Consider the following 18,321-nt stretch of genomic DNA (forward strand, 5'->3'; position numbering starts at 1 on the left):
CCCGGATGCCCGCTTCACCTGTGATCGGCGTCCTGGCCCTCCAGGGCGACGTACGGGAGCACCTGGTGGCCCTGGCCGCGGCCGACGCCGTGGCCAGGCCCGTGCGGCGCCCCGAGGAACTCGCCGGGGTGGACGGCCTCGTCCTGCCCGGCGGCGAGTCGACCACCATCTCCAAGCTGGCCATCCTCTTCGGCCTGCTGGAGCCGCTGCGCGCCCGCGTCCGCGAGGGCCTGCCCGTGTACGGCACCTGCGCCGGGATGATCCTGCTCGCCGACAAGATCCTGGACCCGCGCTCCGGGCAGGAGACCGTCGGCGGCATCGACATGATCGTGCGCCGCAACGCCTTCGGACGGCAGAACGAGTCCTTCGAGGCGGCCGTCGACGTGCGGGGCGTCCCGGGCGATCCGGTGCACGGGGTGTTCATCCGTGCCCCGTGGGTCGAGTCCGTCGGGGCCGGCGCGGAGGTGCTCGCCGAGCACGACGGCCACATCGTCGCGGTCCGTCAGGGCAACGCGCTCGCCACCTCGTTCCACCCCGAGCTGACCGGCGACCACCGCGTGCACGCACTGTTCGTCCGGATGACGCGCGCGTGGAGCGGGGCCGGGTCCTTGTAGGATTCCATGCGTTCGTTGCAGGGATGGGTTACGCGAAGGAGACAGGCAGATGTCCGGCCACTCTAAATGGGCCACGACGAAGCACAAGAAGGCCGTCATCGATGCCAAGCGCGGCAAACTCTTCGCGAAGCTGATCAAGAACATCGAGGTCGCGGCCCGGATGGGTGGTGCCGACCCCGAAGGCAACCCCACGCTCTACGACGCCATCCAGAAGGCCAAGAAGCAGTCGGTTCCCAACAAGAACATCGACTCCGCGGTCAAGCGTGGCGCGGGCCTGGAGGCCGGCGGAGCGGACTACGAGACGATCATGTACGAGGGCTACGGCCCGAACGGTGTCGCGGTGCTCATCGAGTGCCTCACCGACAACCGCAACCGTGCCGCCTCCGAGGTCCGCGTGGCCATGACCCGCAACGGCGGCTCCATGGCCGACCCGGGCTCCGTGTCGTACCTGTTCAACCGCAAGGGCGTGGTGATCGTCCCCAAGGGCGAACTGTCCGAGGACGACGTGCTCGGTGCGGTGCTCGACGCGGGCGCCGAGGAGGTCAACGACCTCGGTGAGTCCTTCGAGGTCATCAGCGAGCCGACCGACCTGGTCGCGGTGCGCACCGCGCTCCAGGACGCCGGCATCGACTACGAGTCCGCCGACGCCAACTTCGTCCCGACCATGCAGGTCGAACTGGACGAGGAGGGCGCGAAGAAGATCTTCAAGCTGATCGACGCGCTGGAGGACAGCGACGACGTGCAGAACGTCTTCGCCAACTTCGACGTCAGCGACGAGATCATGGAGAAGGTCGACGCGTAGCCGTAGCCGTAGCCCGCACCGGGACGGCGCGGTACGGACGCGGTGGAACGGCACACCGGGCCGACGGGAGATCCCGTCGGCCCGTCGCCTTGCCCGGCGTTGTCGGTGGCAGCGGATAGCCTGCACGGACGGACGACGGCCAGGGAAGGTGGAGCGTGCGCGTACTGGGGGTGGACCCGGGGCTGACCCGGTGCGGCGTCGGGGTGGTCGAGGGAGTCGCCGGACGGCCGCTCACCATGCTCGGCGTCGGGGTCGTGCGGACGCCCGCCGACGCCGACCTGGGCCGGCGCCTGGTCGCCCTGGAGGAGGGCCTGGAGCAGTGGCTGGACGAGCACCGGCCGGAGTTCGTCGCCGTGGAACGCGTCTTCAGCCAGCACAACGTGCGCACGGTCATGGGCACCGCCCAGGCCAGCGCCGTCGCCCTGCTGTGCGCCTCCCGTCGCGGCCTGCCCGTCGCCCTGCACACCCCGAGCGAGGTCAAGGCCGCCGTCACCGGCTCGGGCCGCGCCGACAAGGCCCAGGTCGGCGCCATGGTGACCCGGCTGCTGCGACTCGACGCGCCCCCGAAGCCCGCCGACGCCGCCGACGCCCTCGCCCTCGCCATCTGTCACATCTGGCGGGCCCCCGCCCAGAACCGCCTCCAGCAGGCGGTCGCCCGGCACGCCGGGGCGGCAGCCGCGGAGAGACGACCCGCCGCGCGGCGCCCGGCCGCGCGCACACCCGCCGCGGGGACCACCGCGGCACCGAACCCACCGAAGGGGCGCCCCGCATGATCGCCTTCGTCAGCGGCACGGTCGCCGCACTCGCCCCCGACGCCGCGGTCGTCGAGGTCGGCGGCGTCGGCATGGCCGTCCAGTGCACGCCGAACACGCTGTCCTCCCTGCGCGTCGGACAGCAGGCCCGGCTGGCCACCTCCCTGGTGGTCCGGGAGGACTCCCTGACGCTGTACGGCTTCGCGGACGACGACGAACGCCAGACGTTCGAGCTGCTCCAGACCGCCAGCGGCGTCGGCCCCCGCCTCGCCCAGGCCATGCTGGCGGTGCACAGCCCCGACGCCCTGCGCCGGGCGATCGCCACCGCCGACGAGAAGGCGCTCACCGCCGTCCCCGGCATCGGCAAGAAGGGCGCCCAGAAGCTGCTCCTCGAACTGAAGGACCGGCTCGGCGAACCCGTCGGCGCCCCGGCCGTCGGCGCCCCCGTCACCAGCGGCTGGCGCGACCAGCTGCACGCGGCCCTGATCGGCCTCGGGTACGCGACCCGCGAGGCCGACGAGGCCGTCGCCGCCGTCACCCCCCAGGCCGAGGCGGCCGGCGGCACTCCCCAGGTCGGCGCCCTGCTGAAGGCCGCCCTGCAGACCCTGAACCGCGCCCGATAGCCCCCGGCCCATCCGCTAGGAGACCTTTTCAGTGAACTGGGACGACACGACCGACACCCCCGCTCCCGAGCGGCTGGTGGGCCCTGTCGCCGACCGGGAGGACCAGGCCGTCGAGGCCGCCCTGCGCCCGAAGGACCTGGGCGAGTTCATCGGCCAGGAGAAGGTGCGCGAGCAGCTCGACCTGGTGCTGCGGGCCGCGCGGGCGCGCGGCGCCACCGCCGACCACGTGCTGCTCTCCGGCGCCCCGGGCCTCGGCAAGACCACCCTCTCGATGATCATCGCGGCGGAGATGGAAGCGCCCATCCGCATCACCTCCGGGCCCGCGATCCAGCACGCGGGCGACCTCGCGGCGATCCTGTCCTCCCTCCAGGAGGGCGAGGTCCTCTTCCTCGACGAGATCCACCGCATGTCCCGGCCCGCCGAGGAGATGCTGTACATGGCGATGGAGGACTTCCGCGTCGACGTCATCGTCGGCAAGGGCCCCGGCGCCACCGCCATCCCGCTGGAGCTGCCCCCCTTCACCCTGGTCGGCGCCACCACCCGGGCCGGCCTGCTGCCGCCCCCGCTGCGCGACCGCTTCGGCTTCACCGCGCACATGGAGTTCTACGAGCCCGCCGAGCTGGAGCGGGTCGTGCACCGCTCGGCGAGCCTGCTCGACGTGGAGATCGACGCCGACGGGGCCGCCGAGATCGCGGGCCGCTCCCGCGGCACCCCCCGCATCGCCAACCGCCTGCTGCGCCGCGTCCGCGACTACGCGCAGGTCAAGGCCGACGGCCGGATCGACCGGGAGATCGCCGCGGCGGCCCTGAAGGTCTACGAGGTGGACACCCGCGGCCTGGACCGGCTCGACCGGGCGGTGCTCGAAGCGCTGCTCAAGCTGTTCGGCGGAGGACCCGTCGGCCTGTCCACGCTCGCCGTCGCGGTGGGCGAGGAACGTGAGACCGTGGAAGAGGTGGCCGAACCGTTCCTGGTGCGGGAGGGCCTGCTGGCCCGCACCCCGCGCGGCCGGATCGCCACCCCGGCGGCGTGGACGCACCTCGGCCTGGTGCCGCCCCGTTCACAGGCCGCCGGAAACGGACAAGGGGACCTGTTCGGGACCTGACCGCGACGACGCTGGTCCGACCAGGAACCCGGGTGCCATGCTGAGCGTTGTTCCCTGCGCGCGGACTCGCCTAGACTCCGCCGATGCCGCCCCCCGTGGGCGGCGCCACACACCCCCAACCAACAGGCCGTTCACCAGCGCGGTCATGTGAAGGAAGTTCCGACCCGTGAGTCTCCTGACCCTCCTCCCGTTCATTGTGCTCATCGGGGCCATGTTCCTGATGACCCGGTCGGCCAAGAAGAAGCAGCAGCAGGCCATCGACATGCGGAACCAGATGCAGCCGGGTTCCGGCGTCCGCACCATCGGGGGCATGTACGCCACGGTCAAGGAGGTCAGCGAGGACACCGTCCTGCTCGACGCCGGACCGGGCGTCGAGCTGCTGTTCGCCAAGAACGCCATCGGTGCCGTCCTCAGTGACGAGGAGTACAACCAGATCGTCCACGGCATCGAGCACGACCTGAAGTCCGACGGCGACCTCGTGCCGGACGACGCCTCCTCCCTCACGGAGACCGACGCGTCCTCCGACGCCGCCACCGACGACAAGCCCGTCGACTTCGGCAAGAAGGACGCGGCCGACGAGCCGGCCGACGCCGTCGACGAGGCCGGTGCGGACGGCACGGCCAAGAAGTCCGACGGCGGTTCCGACGCCAAGTAGGCGCAGCACGCGTGGGCGGGCGGGGGCGCGGGCCCGGCCCGCGCCCCCGCCCGCACACGTCCCGGTCCGCTGTTCACCGGTGGCGGCGTCCACGGCGCCGGCCCGCTGAACGACTTCTCGCTCTCGCTGTCCGTCGGCCTCACCGCGGGCGCGTACTCCCCGGACTTCATTGTTCCCCCCGCTCGTCGCAGGCGTCGCGGAGCGCGCGCCGCCGTGAAGTCCCCGAGGAGGCGCGCGCTCGCCCGGCGGGCCCACCGCCGCCCGGGCGAGCCCTCGCACCCCCCGCCCGCCGGAGCGGGACCCCACGACGGCCCGGAGGCCGTGGCCCCCGCTGTCGTCGGCCCACGCAACCAGCCTGCCTCCCGCAGCCGCGGGCGCGGCCGGCCCTCAGGAAAGCGACGATGACCGACATCCGAGAACTGCTGCTCAGCCGCATCCGGGACGTGCCGGACCACCCGGAGCCGGGGGTGATGTTCAAGGACATCACCCCGCTCCTCGCGGACCCCGCGGCCTTCACCGCCCTCACCGACGCCCTCGCCGGGATCGCGGCGCGTGCGGGCGCCACGAAGATCGTCGGCCTGGAGGCCCGGGGCTTCATCCTGGGCGCCCCGGTCGCCGTCCGCGCGGGCCTGGGCTTCATCCCCGTGCGCAAGGCGGGCAAGCTCCCCGGAGCCACCCTCAGCCAGGCGTACGACCTGGAGTACGGCTCCGCCGAGATCGAGGTGCACGCCGAGGACATCTGCGCCGGCGACCGGATCCTGGTGGTGGACGACGTGCTCGCCACCGGCGGCACCGCCGAGGCGTCCCTCCAGCTCGTCCGCCGGGCGGGCGCCGAGGTCGCGGGTCTCGCCGTGCTGATGGAGCTGGGCTTCCTCGGCGGCCGTGCCCGCGTGGAACCGGCCCTGTCCGGCGCCCCGCTGGACGCGCTGCTCACGGTCTGAGCCACGGCCGCCGTGCCGTCGCGCACCGGGGCCGGGGGCATCGCCGCCGCTGACCGGTGCCGGCGGCTCCGTGCGGCCCTGGGCCGCACCCGGCCCGGCGGGCGGGGCCGTCCCCGGGGTGAGGGCGGCTCCGGGGAGTGCGCCCCCGGCGCCGCCGGGCAGCCGGCGGACGGAGGGCCACGTCCCGTGCGTCCCGGGATCGGACCGGTCTCACACCGCTCCCCGGGCGATCCGCGGGCGCGGCATGGCTACCATGGACTCTTCCGGAGCCTGACCGGGGGACCCGGACCGCGCACGAGGAGTCCTCTTGCCAGACGAGGCCCAGCACCTGACCGCCGCCAAGCCCGAGCCAGCCTCGGCGCCCGCGGCCAAGCCCGCGCCCAGCGCGCCGCAGGCCAAGAACGACACCCGCGGTCCGGTCCAGCACGCCCAGGCCACCCCCGTCGACAAGCCCGAGCAGCCGCGGCCCAAGCCGTCCCCGCCCCCGGAGCGCTCCGTTCCCGCGGTCCGCCCGAACACCGGCCAGCCGGCCCGCTCCGGCTCCTCCAACCGTGTCCGCGCCCGTCTCGCCCGGCTCGGCGTGCAGCGCGCCAACCCGTACAACCCGGTGCTGGAGCCCCTGCTGCGGATCGTGCGCGGCAACGACCCCAAGATCGAGAACTCCACGCTCCGCCAGATCGAGAAGGCCTACCAGGTCGCCGAGCGCTGGCACCGCGGCCAGAAGCGCAAGAGCGGCGACCCCTACATCACGCATCCGCTGGCCGTCACCACCATCCTTGCCGAGCTGGGCATGGACCCGGCCACGCTGATGGCCGGCCTGCTGCACGACACGGTGGAGGACACCGAGTACGGCCTGGAGGACCTGCGGCGCGACTTCGGCGACGTGGTCACCCTGCTCGTCGACGGCGTCACCAAGCTGGACAAGGTCAAGTTCGGCGAGGCCGCCCAGGCCGAGACGGTGCGCAAGATGGTCGTCGCGATGGCCAAGGACCCCCGCGTCCTGGTCATCAAGCTCGCCGACCGCCTGCACAACATGCGCACCATGCGCTACCTCAAGCGCGAGAAGCAGGAGAAGAAGGCGCGCGAGACCCTGGAGATCTACGCGCCGCTCGCCCACCGCCTGGGCATGAACACCATCAAGTGGGAGCTGGAGGACCTCGCCTTCGCGATCCTCTACCCCAAGATGTACGACGAGATCGTCCGCCTGGTCGCCGAGCGCGCCCCCAAGCGCGACGAGTACCTCGCCGTCGTCACCGACGAGGTGCAGCAGGACCTGCGGGCCGCCCGCATCAAGGCCACCGTCACCGGCCGCCCCAAGCACTACTACAGCGTCTACCAGAAGATGATCGTCCGCGGCCGCGACTTCGCGGAGATCTACGACCTGGTGGGCATCCGCGTCCTCGTGGACACCGTCCGCGACTGCTACGCGGCCCTCGGCACGGTGCACGCGCGATGGAACCCGGTCCCCGGCCGGTTCAAGGACTACATCGCGATGCCCAAGTTCAACATGTACCAGTCGCTGCACACGACGGTGATCGGACCGGGCGGCAAGCCCGTCGAGCTGCAGATCCGCACCTTCGACATGCACCGCCGCGCCGAGTACGGCATCGCCGCGCACTGGAAGTACAAGCAGGAGGCCGTGGCCGGTGCCTCCAAGATCCGCACCGACGCGCCCAAGTCGTCCGGCAAGAGCAAGGACGACCACCTCAACGACATGGCGTGGCTGCGGCAGTTGCTGGACTGGCAGAAGGAGACCGAGGACCCGGGCGAGTTCCTGGAGTCCCTGCGCTTCGACCTCTCCCGCAACGAGGTCTTCGTCTTCACCCCGAAGGGCGACGTCATAGCGCTGCCCGCCGGCGCCACCCCCGTGGACTTCGCCTACGCGGTGCACACCGAGGTCGGCCACCGCACCATAGGGGCACGGGTCAACGGCCGCCTCGTCCCGCTGGAGTCCACCCTCGACAACGGCGACCTGGTGGAGGTCTTCACCTCCAAGGCGGCCGGCGCCGGCCCCTCCCGGGACTGGCTCGGCTTCGTCAAGTCGCCCCGCGCCCGCAACAAGATCCGCGGCTGGTTCTCCAAGGAGCGCCGTGACGAGGCGATCGAGCAGGGCAAGGACTCCATCGTCCGCGCCATGCGCAAGCAGAACCTGCCCATCCAGCGCATCCTCACCGGCGACTCCCTGGTGACCCTGGCGCACGAGATGCGCTACTCCGACATCTCCGCCCTGTACGCGGCGATCGGCGAGGGCCACGTCTCCGCGCAGAACATCGTGCAGAAGCTGGTGCAGGCCCTCGGCGGCGAGGAGGCGGCCACCGAGGAGATCGACGAGTCGGTGCCGCCGGCCCGCAGCCGCAAGCGCCGCTCCAGCGCCGACCCCGGCGTGGTCGTCAAGGGCGTCGAGGACGTGTGGGTGAAGCTGGCCCGCTGCTGCACCCCGGTGCCCGGCGACCCGATCATCGGCTTCGTCACCCGCGGCAGCGGCGTCTCGGTGCACCGCAGCGACTGCGTGAACGTCGACTCGCTGTCCCGGGAGCCCGAGCGCATCCTCGACGTCGAGTGGGCGCCGACCCAGTCGTCGGTGTTCCTGGTCGCCATCCAGGTCGAGGCGCTGGACCGCTCCCGGCTGCTCTCGGACGTCACGCGCGTGCTGTCCGACCAGCACGTCAACATCCTGTCCGCGGCCGTGCAGACCTCCCGCGACCGGGTCGCCACCTCCCGCTTCACCTTCGAGATGGGCGACCCCAAGCACCTGGGACACGTCCTGAAGGCGGTCCGGGGCGTGGAGGGCGTCTACGACGTCTACCGGGTCACCTCGGCCCGCAACCGCACCTGAGGGACGGGCAGCCGCACCTCGGGGACGGCACACGGAAGGGGGCTGCCGCACCGGCCGGTGCGGCAGCCCCCTTCCGTGTGTCCGGGCGGACCGGCGGCTCAGCCGCCGAACTCCTGCAGACCCTTCAGCGCCTGGTCGAGCAGCGCCTGACGGCCCTCGAGCTCCCGCTCCAGCTTCTGCGCCTTCGCGTCGTTGCCCTGCGCCCGGGCCTGCTCGATCTGGCCCTTCAGCTTGTCGACCGCGGCCTGCAACTGACCGGTCAGCCCCGCGGCACGCGCCCGCGCCTCCGGGTTGGTCCGGCGCCACTCGGCCTCCTCGGCCTCCTGCAGCGCCCGCTCCACGGCCTGCATCCGGCCCTCGACCTTCGGGCGGGCGTCCCTCGGCACGTGACCGATGGCCTCCCAGCGCTCGTTGAGCGTCCGGAACGCGGCCCGGGCTGCCTTCAGGTCGGTGACCGGCAGGAGCTTCTCGGCCTCCCCGGCCAGCTCCTCCTTCAGCTTCAGGTTCTCCGCCTGCTCGGCGTCCCGCTCGGCGAACACCGAACTGCGCGCGGCGAAGAAGACGTCCTGGGCACCGCGGAAGCGGTTCCACAGGTCGTCCTCGTGCTCGCGCTGGGCCCGGCCGGCTGCCTTCCACTGCGCCATCAGGTCGCGGTAGCGCGCGGCCGTCGCACCCCAGTCCGTCGAGTTCGACAGCGACTCGGCCTCGGCGACCAGCTGTTCCTTGGTCCGGCGCGCCTCCTCGCGCTGCGCGTCGAGTTGCGCGAAGTGCTGCTTGCGCCGCTTGGAGAACGCCGAGCGCGCATGCGAGAAGCGGTGCCACAGCTCGTCGTCGGACTTGCGGTCCAGCCGCGGCAGGCTCTTCCAGGTGTCCACCAGGGCCCGCAGCCGCTCACCCGCCGCCCGCCACTGGTCGGACTGCGCCAGCTCCTCGGCCTCGGCGACCAGGGCCTCCTTGGACCGGCGGGCCTCCTCGGCCTGCCGGGCCCGCTGCGCCTTGCGCTCCTCGCGCCGCGCCTCCACCAGCTCCACCAGCTTGTCCAGCCGGACCCGCAGGGCGTCCAGGTCGCCCACCGCGTGGTGGGCGTCGACCTGCTCGCGCAGGTGGTCGATGGCGGTCCGGGCGTCCTTGGAGGACAGGTCGGTGGTCTTCACTCGCTTCTCGAGGAGGCCGATCTCGACAACCAGGCCCTCGTACTTGCGCTCGAAGTAGGCCAGGGCTTCCTCGGGGGAACCCGCCTGCCAGGAACCGACGACCTTCTCACCGTCGGCCGTACGCACGTACACGGTGCCCGTCTCGTCGACGCGGCCCCACGGGTCGCTGCTCACAGCGCCTCCTCCACATGATGCCGTCGAGGGGCATCGAAGCTCCCCCGGGCATCGTCCACAGTTTCGTCACGGCCAACATAAGCGACCGACGGGACCCCTGTCCGCATCCCGCGCGACCGGGATTGCCCAGTTGACGGTCAGGATTCCGTCACCGTCGCCCTGTTGATCACGACCGTCGCGTGGGGCGCGGTGTTGCCCGTGGTGGGGTCGGGTCCGGAGGCGCCCGCCGCGGCGATCTTCTTCAGCACCTTCATGCCCGCGGCGGAGACGGTGCCGAACGGGGTGTAGCTGGGCGGGAGCTGGCTGTCCTGGTAGACCAGGAAGAACTGGCTGCCGCCACTGTCCTTCTGCCCGGTGTTGGCCATCGCGACCGTGCCCGCCGGGTACGTGTTGTCCTTGAGGCTCTTGTCCTTGAGGTTCTCGTCCGGGATCGTGTAGCCCGGTCCGCCGGTCCCGGTGGCCGTCGGGTCACCGCACTGCAGCACGTAGATGCCCTCGGTGGTGAGCCGGTGGCACCTGGTGTGGTCCAGGTAACCCTGGTCCAGCAGGAAGCGGAACGAGTTGACCGTGTGCGGGGCGGCCTTCGCCTTGAGGTCCACGTCGATGTCGCCGCAGGTGGTCTCCAGCTTCATCGTGTACGAGGCCGACGTGTCGAGCTCGAGCGCCGGCTCCTTCTTCCACGTCTTCGTCTTCGGCTTGCCCGGCGCCGGCTTCTCGCACGGGTCGGGCGCCTTGCTCGTCGGGGCCGCGCTCGGGGTGACCTCCGAGCCCGCGTTGGCGCTGGTGTCGTCGTCCTGCTGGAACACCCCGGCCGTGTACAGCGCCCCGCTGCCGATCAGCACCACGCCGAGCACCGACGCGATCACCGCGTTGCGCGTCCGCGCCTTGCGCCGTGCCTCGGTGCGCCGCTGCTGCTGGCGCAAGAACTTCTCCCGGGCGAGCTGACGCCGCCGCTGTTCCTGGCTGACCACCGGGTTGTCTCCTCATGCGTCTCGTGTGCCGGCCGGTACGCGTGCGTGCGGTGAAGCCGACCGCCTGCGTCTGCCCCGTACCGTATATGGGTTCGCTGAGGAATCGGCAGCGCCGGTAGGCTCTGACCACGGGCGCAGCCCGCCGCAAGCCTCCCGTACCCACACAACGAAGGACGATCGTGCTCATTGCCGGGTTCCCCGCCGGGGCCTGGGGGACGAACTGTTATCTCGTCGCCCCCGCCGCCGGTGAGGAGTGCGTGATCATCGACCCCGGCCACCAGGCCGCCGACGGCGTCGCGGAGGCGGTCCGCAAGCACCGGCTGAAGCCGGTCGCCGTCGTCCTCACCCACGGCCACATCGACCACGTCGCCTCGGTCGTCCCGGTCTGCGGAGCGCACGACGTGCCGGCCTGGATCCACCCGCAGGACCGGTACATGATGAGCGACCCGGAGAAGGGCATCGGCCGCGCCATCGGCATGCCGCTGATGGGCGAGCTGACCGTGGGCGAGCCGGACGACCTCCGCGAACTCACCGACGGCGCGCGGCTGAAGCTGGCGGGCCTGGAGTTCTCCGTCGCGCACGCACCGGGCCATACCAAGGGGTCGGTGACCTTCGGCCTGCCCGAGGCGGCGGACATCCCGCCGGTCATGTTCTCGGGCGACCTGCTGTTCGCCGGCTCCATCGGACGCACCGACCTGCCCGGCGGTGACATGGCCGAGATGCTCGACTCGCTGGCACGCGTCTGCCTGCCGCTCGACGACTCGACCGTGGTGCTGTCCGGCCACGGCCCCCAGACGACCATCGGCCGGGAGCGCGCCACCAACCCGTATCTGCGGCAGGTGGCGGACGCCGGCCAGGGAGCGGACCTGGACGCTCCCCGACGAGGAATGTGACGACTACTTCCGTGAGCACCTTCAAGGCCCCCAAGGGCACCTACGACCTGATCCCGCCGGACAGCGCCACCTACCTCGCCGTGCGCGAGGCCATCGCCGCGCCGCTGCGGGGCTCCGGCTACGGCTACATCGAGACGCCGGGCTTCGAGAACGTCGAGCTGTTCGCGCGCGGTGTCGGTGAGTCCACCGACATCGTCACCAAGGAGATGTACGCCTTCGAGACCAAGGGCGGCGACCGGCTCGCCCTGCGCCCCGAGGGCACCGCGTCCGTGCTGCGCGCCGCGCTGGAGGCCAACCTGCACAAGGCGGGCAACCTCCCGGTCAAGCTCTGGTACTCCGGCTCCTACTACCGCTACGAGCGCCCGCAGAAGGGCCGCTACCGCCACTTCTCGCAGGTCGGTGCCGAGGCGATCGGCGCGGAGGACCCGGCGCTGGACGCCGAGCTGATCATCCTCGCCGACCAGGCGTACCGCTCGCTGGGCCTGAGCCGGTTCCGCATCCTGCTCAACAGCCTCGGCGACCAGGAGTGCCGCCCGGTGTACCGGGCCGCGCTGCAGGACTTCCTGCGCGGCCTGGACCTGGACGAGGACACCCTGCGCCGCGCGGAGATCAACCCGCTGCGCGTGCTGGACGACAAGCGGGAGTCGGTGCAGAAGCAGCTGGCCGGCGCCCCCCTGCTGCGCGACTTCCTCTGCGACGCCTGCAAGGCGTACCACGAGGAGGTCCGCGAGCTGATCACGGCGGCCGGCGTCGCCTTCGAGGACGACGCCCGGCTGGTGCGCGGCCTGGACTACTACACCCGCACCACCTTCGAGTTCGTCCACGACGGCCTGGGCTCGCAGTCCGCGGTGGGCGGCGGCGGCCGCTACGACGGGCTGTCCGAGATGATCGGCGGCCCCGCCCTGCCGTCCGTCGGCTGGGCCCTCGGCGTCGACCGCACCGTGCTGGCCCTCCAGGCGGAGGGCGTCGAGCTGGAACTCCCGGCCACCACCAGCGTGTTCGCCGTGCCGCTCGGCGAGGAGGCCCGCCGGGTGCTGTTCACCAAGGTCACCGAGCTGCGCAAGAACGGCGTCGCCGCCGACTTCGCCTACGGCGGCAAGGGGCTCAAGGCCGCCATGAAGGCCGCCCACCGCTCCGGTGCGCGCTACGCGCTGGTGCTGGGCGAGCGCGACCTCGCCGAGGGCGTCGTCCAGCTCAAGGACATGGAGTCCGGTGAGCAGAGCGCGGTCGGTGTCAACGAGATCGTCGCCGAGCTGGAGTCACGGCTCGGCTGACACGGCGTTCCCGGCGCCGGGTGTCGACGCACCCGGCGCCGCCGCCGTCAGCCCGGGGACCGTCGTCAACCCCAGGGCCGTCGTCACCCGCCGGAGTGGTCCGGGGGGAGCGGGTGTGCGATCCGGGTACGGACGTTGGCCGGAACCGCACGCTTCAGGGCGGGTATCCGTATGTTCATGTGTTCGCGGGGTCGGGCGTGCACAGGGGGGTGCGGCACAATGGCCGTGCCCGAAGCAGGTCCACCACCCAGTGACGGAATCGGCGTGATGAGCAAGACGACAGTCAAGGACGTCTCGATGGAGCCCCAGTCCTCGCCGGAACCCGCCGGAGCACCACGCAGGGAGGGCGCGAGCCGGGCCCTCGCCCTGCTCCTGGTGATCACCGGCGCCGCGGGCGTGCTCGCGGGCTGGGTCATCACGCTCGACAAGTTCAAGATCCTCGAGGCCAAGGCGCGCGGCGAGACGTACACGCCGGCGTGCAGCATCAACCCCATCGTCTCCTGCGGCAGCGTCATGGAGAGCGACCAGGCCTCGGTGTTCGGCTTCCCGAACCCGATGCTCGGCCTCGTCACCTACGGCATCGTGATCTGCGTCGGCATGAGCCTGCTGGCCGGCGCCCGCTTCCCCCGCTGGTACTGGCTCACCCTCAACGCCGGCATGCTGTTCGGCACGGTGTTCTGCGCCTGGCTGATGTACCAGTCCCTGTACCGGATCAACGCCCTGTGCCTGTGGTGCTGCCTGGCCTGGGTCGCCACGATCCTCATGTTCTGGTACGTCACCTCCTTCAACGTCCGCCAGGGCTTCCTGCCCGCCCCGGCCGGGGTGAGGAACTTCTTCGGCGACTTCACCTGGGTCCTGCCGGTGCTGCACATCGGCGTGATCGGCATGCTGATCCTGACCCGCTGGTGGACCCTCTGGACGGGCTGACCGCCCCGCCGCACTGTCGGCGCGGTCCTTTAGGGTTGCCCACGTGGAGCCCGACCTGTTCACCGCCGCAGCAGAAGAACGCCAGGAGAAGGACCCGGCCGGCAGTCCCCTGGCGGTCCGGATGCGCCCCCGCACCCTCGACGAGGTGGTGGGGCAGCAGCACCTGCTCAAGCCGGGATCACCACTGCGCCGGCTGGTCGGCGAGGGCTCCGGGGGCCCCGCCGGCCCCTCCTCGGTGATCCTCTGGGGCCCGCCCGGCACGGGCAAGACCACCCTGGCCTACGTCGTCTCCAAGGCGACCAACAAACGGTTCGTCGAACTGTCCGCGATCACCGCCGGGGTCAAGGAGGTCCGCACGGTCATCGACGGCGCCCGCCGCGCCTCCGGCGGGTACGGCCAGGAGACCGTCCTGTTCCTGGACGAGATCCACCGCTTCAGCAAGGCCCAGCAGGACTCCCTGCTGCCCGCCGTCGAGAACCGCTGGGTCACCCTGATCGCGGCCACCACCGAGAACCCCTACTTCTCGGTCATCTCCCCGCTGCTGTCGCGCTCGCTCCTGCTCACCCTGGAGCCCCTCACCGACGACGACCTGCGTGGCCTGCTGGCCCGCGCCCTGACCGACGACCGCGGCCTGAAGGGCTCCCTCACCCTCCCCGAGGACACCGCGGAGCACCTGCTGCGCATCGCCGGCGGCGACGCCCGCCGCGCCCTCACCGCCCTGGAGGCCGCCGCCGGGGCCGCGCTCGACAAGGGTGAGCCGGAGATCTCCCTGACCACCCTGGAGGAGACCGTCGACCGGGCGGCGGTGACCTACGACCGGGACGGCGACCAGCACTACGACGTCGCCAGCGCCCTGATCAAGTCCATCCGCGGCTCCGACGTGGACGCCGCCCTGCACTACCTGGCCCGGATGATCGAGGCCGGCGAGGACCCCCGCTTCATCGCCCGCCGCCTGATGATCTCCGCCAGCGAGGACATCGGACTGGCCGACCCGAACGCGCTGCCCCTCGCGGTCGCCGCCGCCCAGGCCGTCGCCATGATCGGCTTCCCCGAGGCCGCGCTCACCCTCAGCCACGCCACCATCGCCCTCGCCCTCGCGCCCAAGTCCAACGCCGCCACCACCGCCATCGGCGCCGCCCTGGACGACGTGCGCAAGGGCCTGGCCGGCCCCGTGCCGCAGCACCTGCGCGACGGGCACTACAAGGGCGCCGCCAAGCTGGGCCACGCCCAGGGCTACGTCTACCCGCACGACCTGCCCGAGGGCATCGCCGAGCAGCAGTACGCCCCGGACGCCCTGAAGGACCGCGCCTACTACGCACCCACCCGGCACGGCGCCGAGGCGCGGTACGCGGACGCCGTCGAATGGACCAGGAAGCACCTCGGTCGGAAGCGGTCCTGAGCACCCTGTAGAATCTCCTGAGCGCTGCGTCCCGTTGTCCGGTCCCGTCAGGAGAGCCGGCGTCACCAGAGCGGGACATCCAGCCGGAGACCCGGCCCCCGGGCGGGGATCTCCAGGAGCGTCGCGCACCGGCGAACGGTGTCGCGGGCAGCCCACCACCACCCGGAACCCGGGAGCGGTCGGTGGGCCACTCGCGTGCTGCACGTATGTGCCCAGACCAGGGGAGCGGCTGCCCGGCAGGTCCACAGCGGACCCGCGGGGTTTCCCCGGCTGCGGATGCGACCTCCCTCAACCCTGGTGAGCCGACGCAACGGAAAGCGAAAAGAGACAGTGGCGAATCAGTCCCGCCCCAAGGTCAAGAAGTCACGTGCCCTCGGTATCGCGCTGACCCCGAAGGCCGTCAAGTACTTCGAGGCCCGCCCCTACCCGCCGGGCGAGCACGGCCGCGGCCGCAAGCAGAACTCGGACTACAAGGTCCGTCTGCTGGAGAAGCAGCGTCTGCGCGCGCAGTACGACGTGAGCGAGCGCCAGCTCGTCCGCGCCTACGAGCGGGCCGCCAAGACGACCATGAAGACCGGTGACGCCCTCGTCATCGAGCTGGAGCGTCGCCTCGACGCGCTGGTCCTGCGTTCGGGCATCGCCCGCACGATCTACCAGGCCCGCCAGATGGTCACGCACGGCCACATCCAGGTCAACGGCAAGAAGGTCGACAAGCCCTCCTTCCGTGTCCGCCCGGACGACGTCGTGCAGGTCCGTGAGCGCAGCAAGGACAAGACCCTCTTCACGATCGCCCGTGAGGGTGGCTTCGCCCCCGACGGCGAGACCCCGCGCTACCTCCAGGTGAACCTCAAGGCCCTGGCGTTCCGCCTGGACCGTGAGCCGAACCGCAAGGAGATCCCGGTGATCTGCGACGAGCAGCTCGTCGTCGAGTACTACGCCCGCTGACCCCAGCAGGCACGCGGTACCTCAGCCCGCCGTCTCCCCGCCCCCACGGGCGGGCGAGGCGGCGGGTTCGTGCGGTCCGGAGGCCGACCGCGCGGGCGGCACGGCCCGGTGCGCCGCCCCCGCGGCCCGCGGGGTCCCCGGCCGGCCGAGCGCCCGGGACACCGCGGCGTCCCGGTCCAGCAGCGCCCCCCGGCGCACGCACTCCTCGTACACCGCGTCGCCGAGCTCCCGCCGGGCCCGCGCCTCGCACATCACCCGCGGCGCCCCGTAGTGGGCCGAGCCGAACAGCCGCAGCCCCACCGGGCGCCACATCGCGCCCGCCGCCCCCTGGAGCACCGCCGCCTCGGCGGCGTCCCCCTCGGACACCGTCACCAGCGCCAGCAGCTCCAGCGCCAGCACCGACCCGAGCAGGTCACGGAAGCCGTGCGCCCCGGCCAGGCAGTCCCCGAGCAGCGCGCGGGCCGACGCCCGGTCACCGTCCCGCCAGGCCGCGTACGCCAGGACGTAGAGGGCGTACCCCCGGGCCCACCGCTCGCCGTGGTCGTCGCACACCCGCCGGACCTCCTCGCACCGGCGCACCGCCTCCGGCAGGTGCCCCTGGAACGCCCGGGCCATGGCCAGTTCCACCTGGCCCATGAGCACGTTGCTGTTGAGCTCCCCGGCCTCCCCGTACCGTTCCAGCGCCGAACCCAGCAGCCGTTCCGCCCGGGACAGGTCGTCGGTCACCAGTGCCACGCACCCGGTCCGGTGCTCCGCGTAGGCCGCCGCGAGAGGGCTCGCGGTCCGCTCCGCCTCCCGGCCGCACTCCTGCAGCGCGGCCAGCGCCGGCCCGGTGTCGCCCTGGAGGATCGCCACGTGACCGAGCACCCACAGGGCCTTCAGCCGCGGCGGCTCGTGACCGGAGTCGACGCGGGCGGCCTGCTCCAGCCAGTGCCGCCCCTCCGCGAGCCGTCCGCAGCCGACCCAGTAGAACCACAGCGAACCCGCGAGGTGCTGGCCCAGGTGCGCCTCGTCCGGATCGGTGAGCGCCAGCTCCAGCGCGCCGCGCAGATTGGGCAGCTCCGCCTCCGCCCGGGCGGCGATCTCCGCCTGGCGCGGGGAGAACCAGTCCAGCTCCCACCAGGTGGCCAGACCCACGTACCAGTCCCGGTGCCGTCTGCGCAGCCGCTCCTCGTCCCCCGTCCCGGCCAGCCACTCGGCGCCGTACTCCCGCAGGGTGTCCAGCATCCGGTAGCGCACCCCGGCGGGCGTCTCCTCGCGGCCCACCACCGACTGGGCGAGCAGGGCCGAGAGCACGTCCAGCACGTCCTGCGCGGGCAGACCGTCCCCGCCGCACACGTACTCGGCCGCCTCCAGGTCGAAGCCGCCCGCGAACACCGACAGCCGCGCCCACAGCAACCGCTCCCGGGGCGTGCACAGTTCGTGACTCCACCCGATCGCGGTGCGCAGCGCCCGGTGCCGGGCAAGGGCGTCCCGGTTCCCCCCGCTCAGCAGCCGGAACCGGTCGTCGAGCCGCTCCAGCAACTGCCCGGCCGACAGCGTGCCCAGCCGCCCAGCGGCCAGTTCCACCGCCAGCGGGAACCCCTCCAGCCGCCGGCACAGCTCCCGCGCCACCGCCTCGTCCCCGACCGGCGCCCCCTGCCGCTCCGCCCGCTCGGCCAGCAGCCGCACCGCCTCGTCCTCGGCCATCGGTGCCAGCGGGAACACCCGCTCCCCGGCCACCGCCAGCGGCCGACGCCCCACCGCCAGCACCCGCAGCCCCGGCGCCCGGGCGAGCAGGGCGGACACCAGCTCGGCGCAGGCGTCCACCAGGTGCTCGAAGCCGTCCAGGACCAGCAGCAGGCGACGGCCCGCGAGATGGCCGGCCAGCACCTCGCGCGGCGGGCGACGCGTGTGGTCGGTGATGCCCAGGGCCGCCACCGCCACGTGGTCGACGCACTCCGGATCGGTGAGGTCGGCCAGCTCCACCCGCCACACCCCGTCCCGGGGCGCCCCGAGCGCGGCGGCCCGGACGGCCAGCCGGGACTTGCCGATCCCGCCCGGCCCGGTCACCGTCACCAGACGCGACGCCCCGAGAGCCCGGGAGAGGGAGGCGAGTTCTGCCGAGCGCCCGACGAAGACGTCCGGTTCCAGGGGGAGATTGCCGTTGACCGGGGTGCCGGAACACCGAATCGACTGCATGGAACACGGAGCGTACTGGCCCGTATTCGCCCCGTACAATCGCTTCCCGCGATTCCCGCACCGCCGCACGGTAATGCG

16 protein-coding genes are annotated in these 18,321 nt (G+C 72.3%); 13 read left to right on the forward strand and 3 right to left on the reverse strand.

Annotated elements, in window-relative coordinates; translation table 11 throughout:
* Positions 1–5: 5 nt before the first annotated feature.
* From pdxT to relA, 8 genes are all read left to right on the forward strand, one after another.
* On the forward strand, positions 6–614 hold the full coding sequence (gene pdxT / locus ACSU53_RS26095; protein WP_437031537.1) for a pyridoxal 5'-phosphate synthase glutaminase subunit PdxT: 609 nt from the start codon (positions 6–8) through the stop codon (positions 612–614).
* 49 nt (positions 615–663) lie between these two features.
* The gene (locus ACSU53_RS26100; protein WP_362093257.1) at positions 664–1,416 is read left to right on the forward strand and encodes a YebC/PmpR family DNA-binding transcriptional regulator; all 753 of its coding nucleotides are present in this window, start codon (positions 664–666) and stop codon (positions 1,414–1,416) included.
* 155 nt (positions 1,417–1,571) lie between these two features.
* A complete protein-coding gene (gene ruvC / locus ACSU53_RS26105; RefSeq protein WP_437031539.1) occupies positions 1,572–2,189 on the forward strand; it encodes a crossover junction endodeoxyribonuclease RuvC in 618 nt (205 codons plus the stop codon).
* Positions 2,186–2,791 carry a Holliday junction branch migration protein RuvA gene (gene ruvA, locus ACSU53_RS26110; protein ID WP_437031541.1) on the forward strand — a complete coding sequence of 202 codons (606 nt, stop codon included), beginning with the start codon at positions 2,186–2,188 and terminating at the stop codon, positions 2,789–2,791. The genes ruvC and ruvA overlap by 4 nt, the downstream gene beginning before the upstream one ends.
* Before the next feature lie 31 nt (positions 2,792–2,822).
* Positions 2,823–3,893 carry a Holliday junction branch migration DNA helicase RuvB gene (ruvB, locus tag ACSU53_RS26115; protein WP_437031543.1) on the forward strand — a complete coding sequence of 357 codons (1,071 nt, stop codon included), beginning with the start codon at positions 2,823–2,825 and terminating at the stop codon, positions 3,891–3,893.
* A 166-nt stretch (positions 3,894–4,059) separates the two neighbouring features.
* Positions 4,060–4,548, forward strand: a complete 489-nt coding sequence (gene yajC / locus ACSU53_RS26120) for a preprotein translocase subunit YajC (RefSeq protein WP_437031545.1) — start codon at positions 4,060–4,062, stop codon at positions 4,546–4,548.
* A 401-nt stretch (positions 4,549–4,949) separates the two neighbouring features.
* Complete coding sequence (locus ACSU53_RS26125; protein ID WP_437031547.1) at positions 4,950–5,489, forward strand: adenine phosphoribosyltransferase; 540 nt, start codon at positions 4,950–4,952, stop codon at positions 5,487–5,489.
* A gap of 307 nt (positions 5,490–5,796) precedes the next feature.
* Entirely contained in the window at positions 5,797–8,325 is a 2,529-nt protein-coding gene (gene relA / locus ACSU53_RS26130) for a GTP pyrophosphokinase (protein ID WP_437031549.1), read from the forward strand.
* 98 nt (positions 8,326–8,423) lie between these two features.
* Here the strand turns inward: relA and ACSU53_RS26135 are convergent, their stop codons facing one another.
* Positions 8,424–9,653 carry a DUF349 domain-containing protein gene (locus ACSU53_RS26135; RefSeq protein ID WP_437031551.1) on the reverse strand — a complete coding sequence of 410 codons (1,230 nt, stop codon included), beginning with the start codon at positions 9,651–9,653 and terminating at the stop codon, positions 8,424–8,426.
* Between the two features lie 137 nt (positions 9,654–9,790).
* A complete protein-coding gene (locus ACSU53_RS26140; protein WP_437031553.1) occupies positions 9,791–10,624 on the reverse strand; it encodes a peptidylprolyl isomerase in 834 nt (277 codons plus the stop codon).
* Between the two features lie 179 nt (positions 10,625–10,803).
* Between ACSU53_RS26140 and ACSU53_RS26145 the strand changes: the two genes are divergently transcribed.
* The 5 genes from ACSU53_RS26145 (at position 10,804) to rpsD (ending at position 16,062) form a co-directional block, all read left to right on the forward strand.
* Positions 10,804–11,517 carry an MBL fold metallo-hydrolase gene (locus ACSU53_RS26145; protein ID WP_437031555.1) on the forward strand — a complete coding sequence of 238 codons (714 nt, stop codon included), beginning with the start codon at positions 10,804–10,806 and terminating at the stop codon, positions 11,515–11,517.
* Between the two features lie 11 nt (positions 11,518–11,528).
* The gene (hisS, locus tag ACSU53_RS26150) at positions 11,529–12,791 is read left to right on the forward strand and encodes a histidine--tRNA ligase (RefSeq protein WP_437031557.1); all 1,263 of its coding nucleotides are present in this window, start codon (positions 11,529–11,531) and stop codon (positions 12,789–12,791) included.
* Between the two features lie 267 nt (positions 12,792–13,058).
* Positions 13,059–13,718: a vitamin K epoxide reductase family protein gene (locus ACSU53_RS26155; protein ID WP_437031559.1), complete on the forward strand. Its 660-nt coding sequence runs from the start codon at positions 13,059–13,061 to the stop codon at positions 13,716–13,718.
* Between the two features lie 43 nt (positions 13,719–13,761).
* On the forward strand, positions 13,762–15,117 hold the full coding sequence (locus ACSU53_RS26160) for a replication-associated recombination protein A (protein WP_437031561.1): 1,356 nt from the start codon (positions 13,762–13,764) through the stop codon (positions 15,115–15,117).
* A 330-nt stretch (positions 15,118–15,447) separates the two neighbouring features.
* Positions 15,448–16,062 (forward strand): 30S ribosomal protein S4, encoded by a 615-nt coding sequence (gene rpsD, locus ACSU53_RS26165; protein WP_437031563.1) that lies wholly within the window; start codon positions 15,448–15,450, stop codon positions 16,060–16,062.
* A 21-nt stretch (positions 16,063–16,083) separates the two neighbouring features.
* Here rpsD and ACSU53_RS26170 read toward each other — a convergent pair whose 3' ends face one another.
* Positions 16,084–18,243 (reverse strand): ATP-binding protein, encoded by a 2,160-nt coding sequence (locus tag ACSU53_RS26170; RefSeq protein WP_437031565.1) that lies wholly within the window; start codon positions 18,241–18,243, stop codon positions 16,084–16,086.
* Positions 18,244–18,321 lie beyond the last annotated feature (78 nt).

Origin of the sequence: Streptomyces sp. enrichment culture (assembly GCF_964273255.1) — a bacterium.
Taxonomy (GTDB): Bacteria; Actinomycetota; Actinomycetes; order Streptomycetales; family Streptomycetaceae; genus Streptomyces.

Excerpts from the sequence above, each read along its gene's own strand:
- ruvA (WP_437031541.1), top strand. The coding sequence starts at position 2,186 with ATGATCGCCTTCGTCAGCGGCACGGTCGCCGCACTCGCCCCCGACGCC.
- ACSU53_RS26125 (WP_437031547.1), top strand. The coding sequence starts at position 4,950 with ATGACCGACATCCGAGAACTGCTGCTCAGCCGCATCCGGGACGTGCCG.
- ACSU53_RS26170 (WP_437031565.1), bottom strand. The coding sequence starts at position 18,243 with ATGCAGTCGATTCGGTGTTCCGGCACCCCGGTCAACGGCAATCTCCCC.
- ACSU53_RS26155 (WP_437031559.1), top strand. The coding sequence starts at position 13,059 with ATGAGCAAGACGACAGTCAAGGACGTCTCGATGGAGCCCCAGTCCTCG.
- pdxT (WP_437031537.1), top strand. The coding sequence starts at position 6 with ATGCCCGCTTCACCTGTGATCGGCGTCCTGGCCCTCCAGGGCGACGTA.
- ACSU53_RS26100 (WP_362093257.1), top strand. The coding sequence starts at position 664 with ATGTCCGGCCACTCTAAATGGGCCACGACGAAGCACAAGAAGGCCGTC.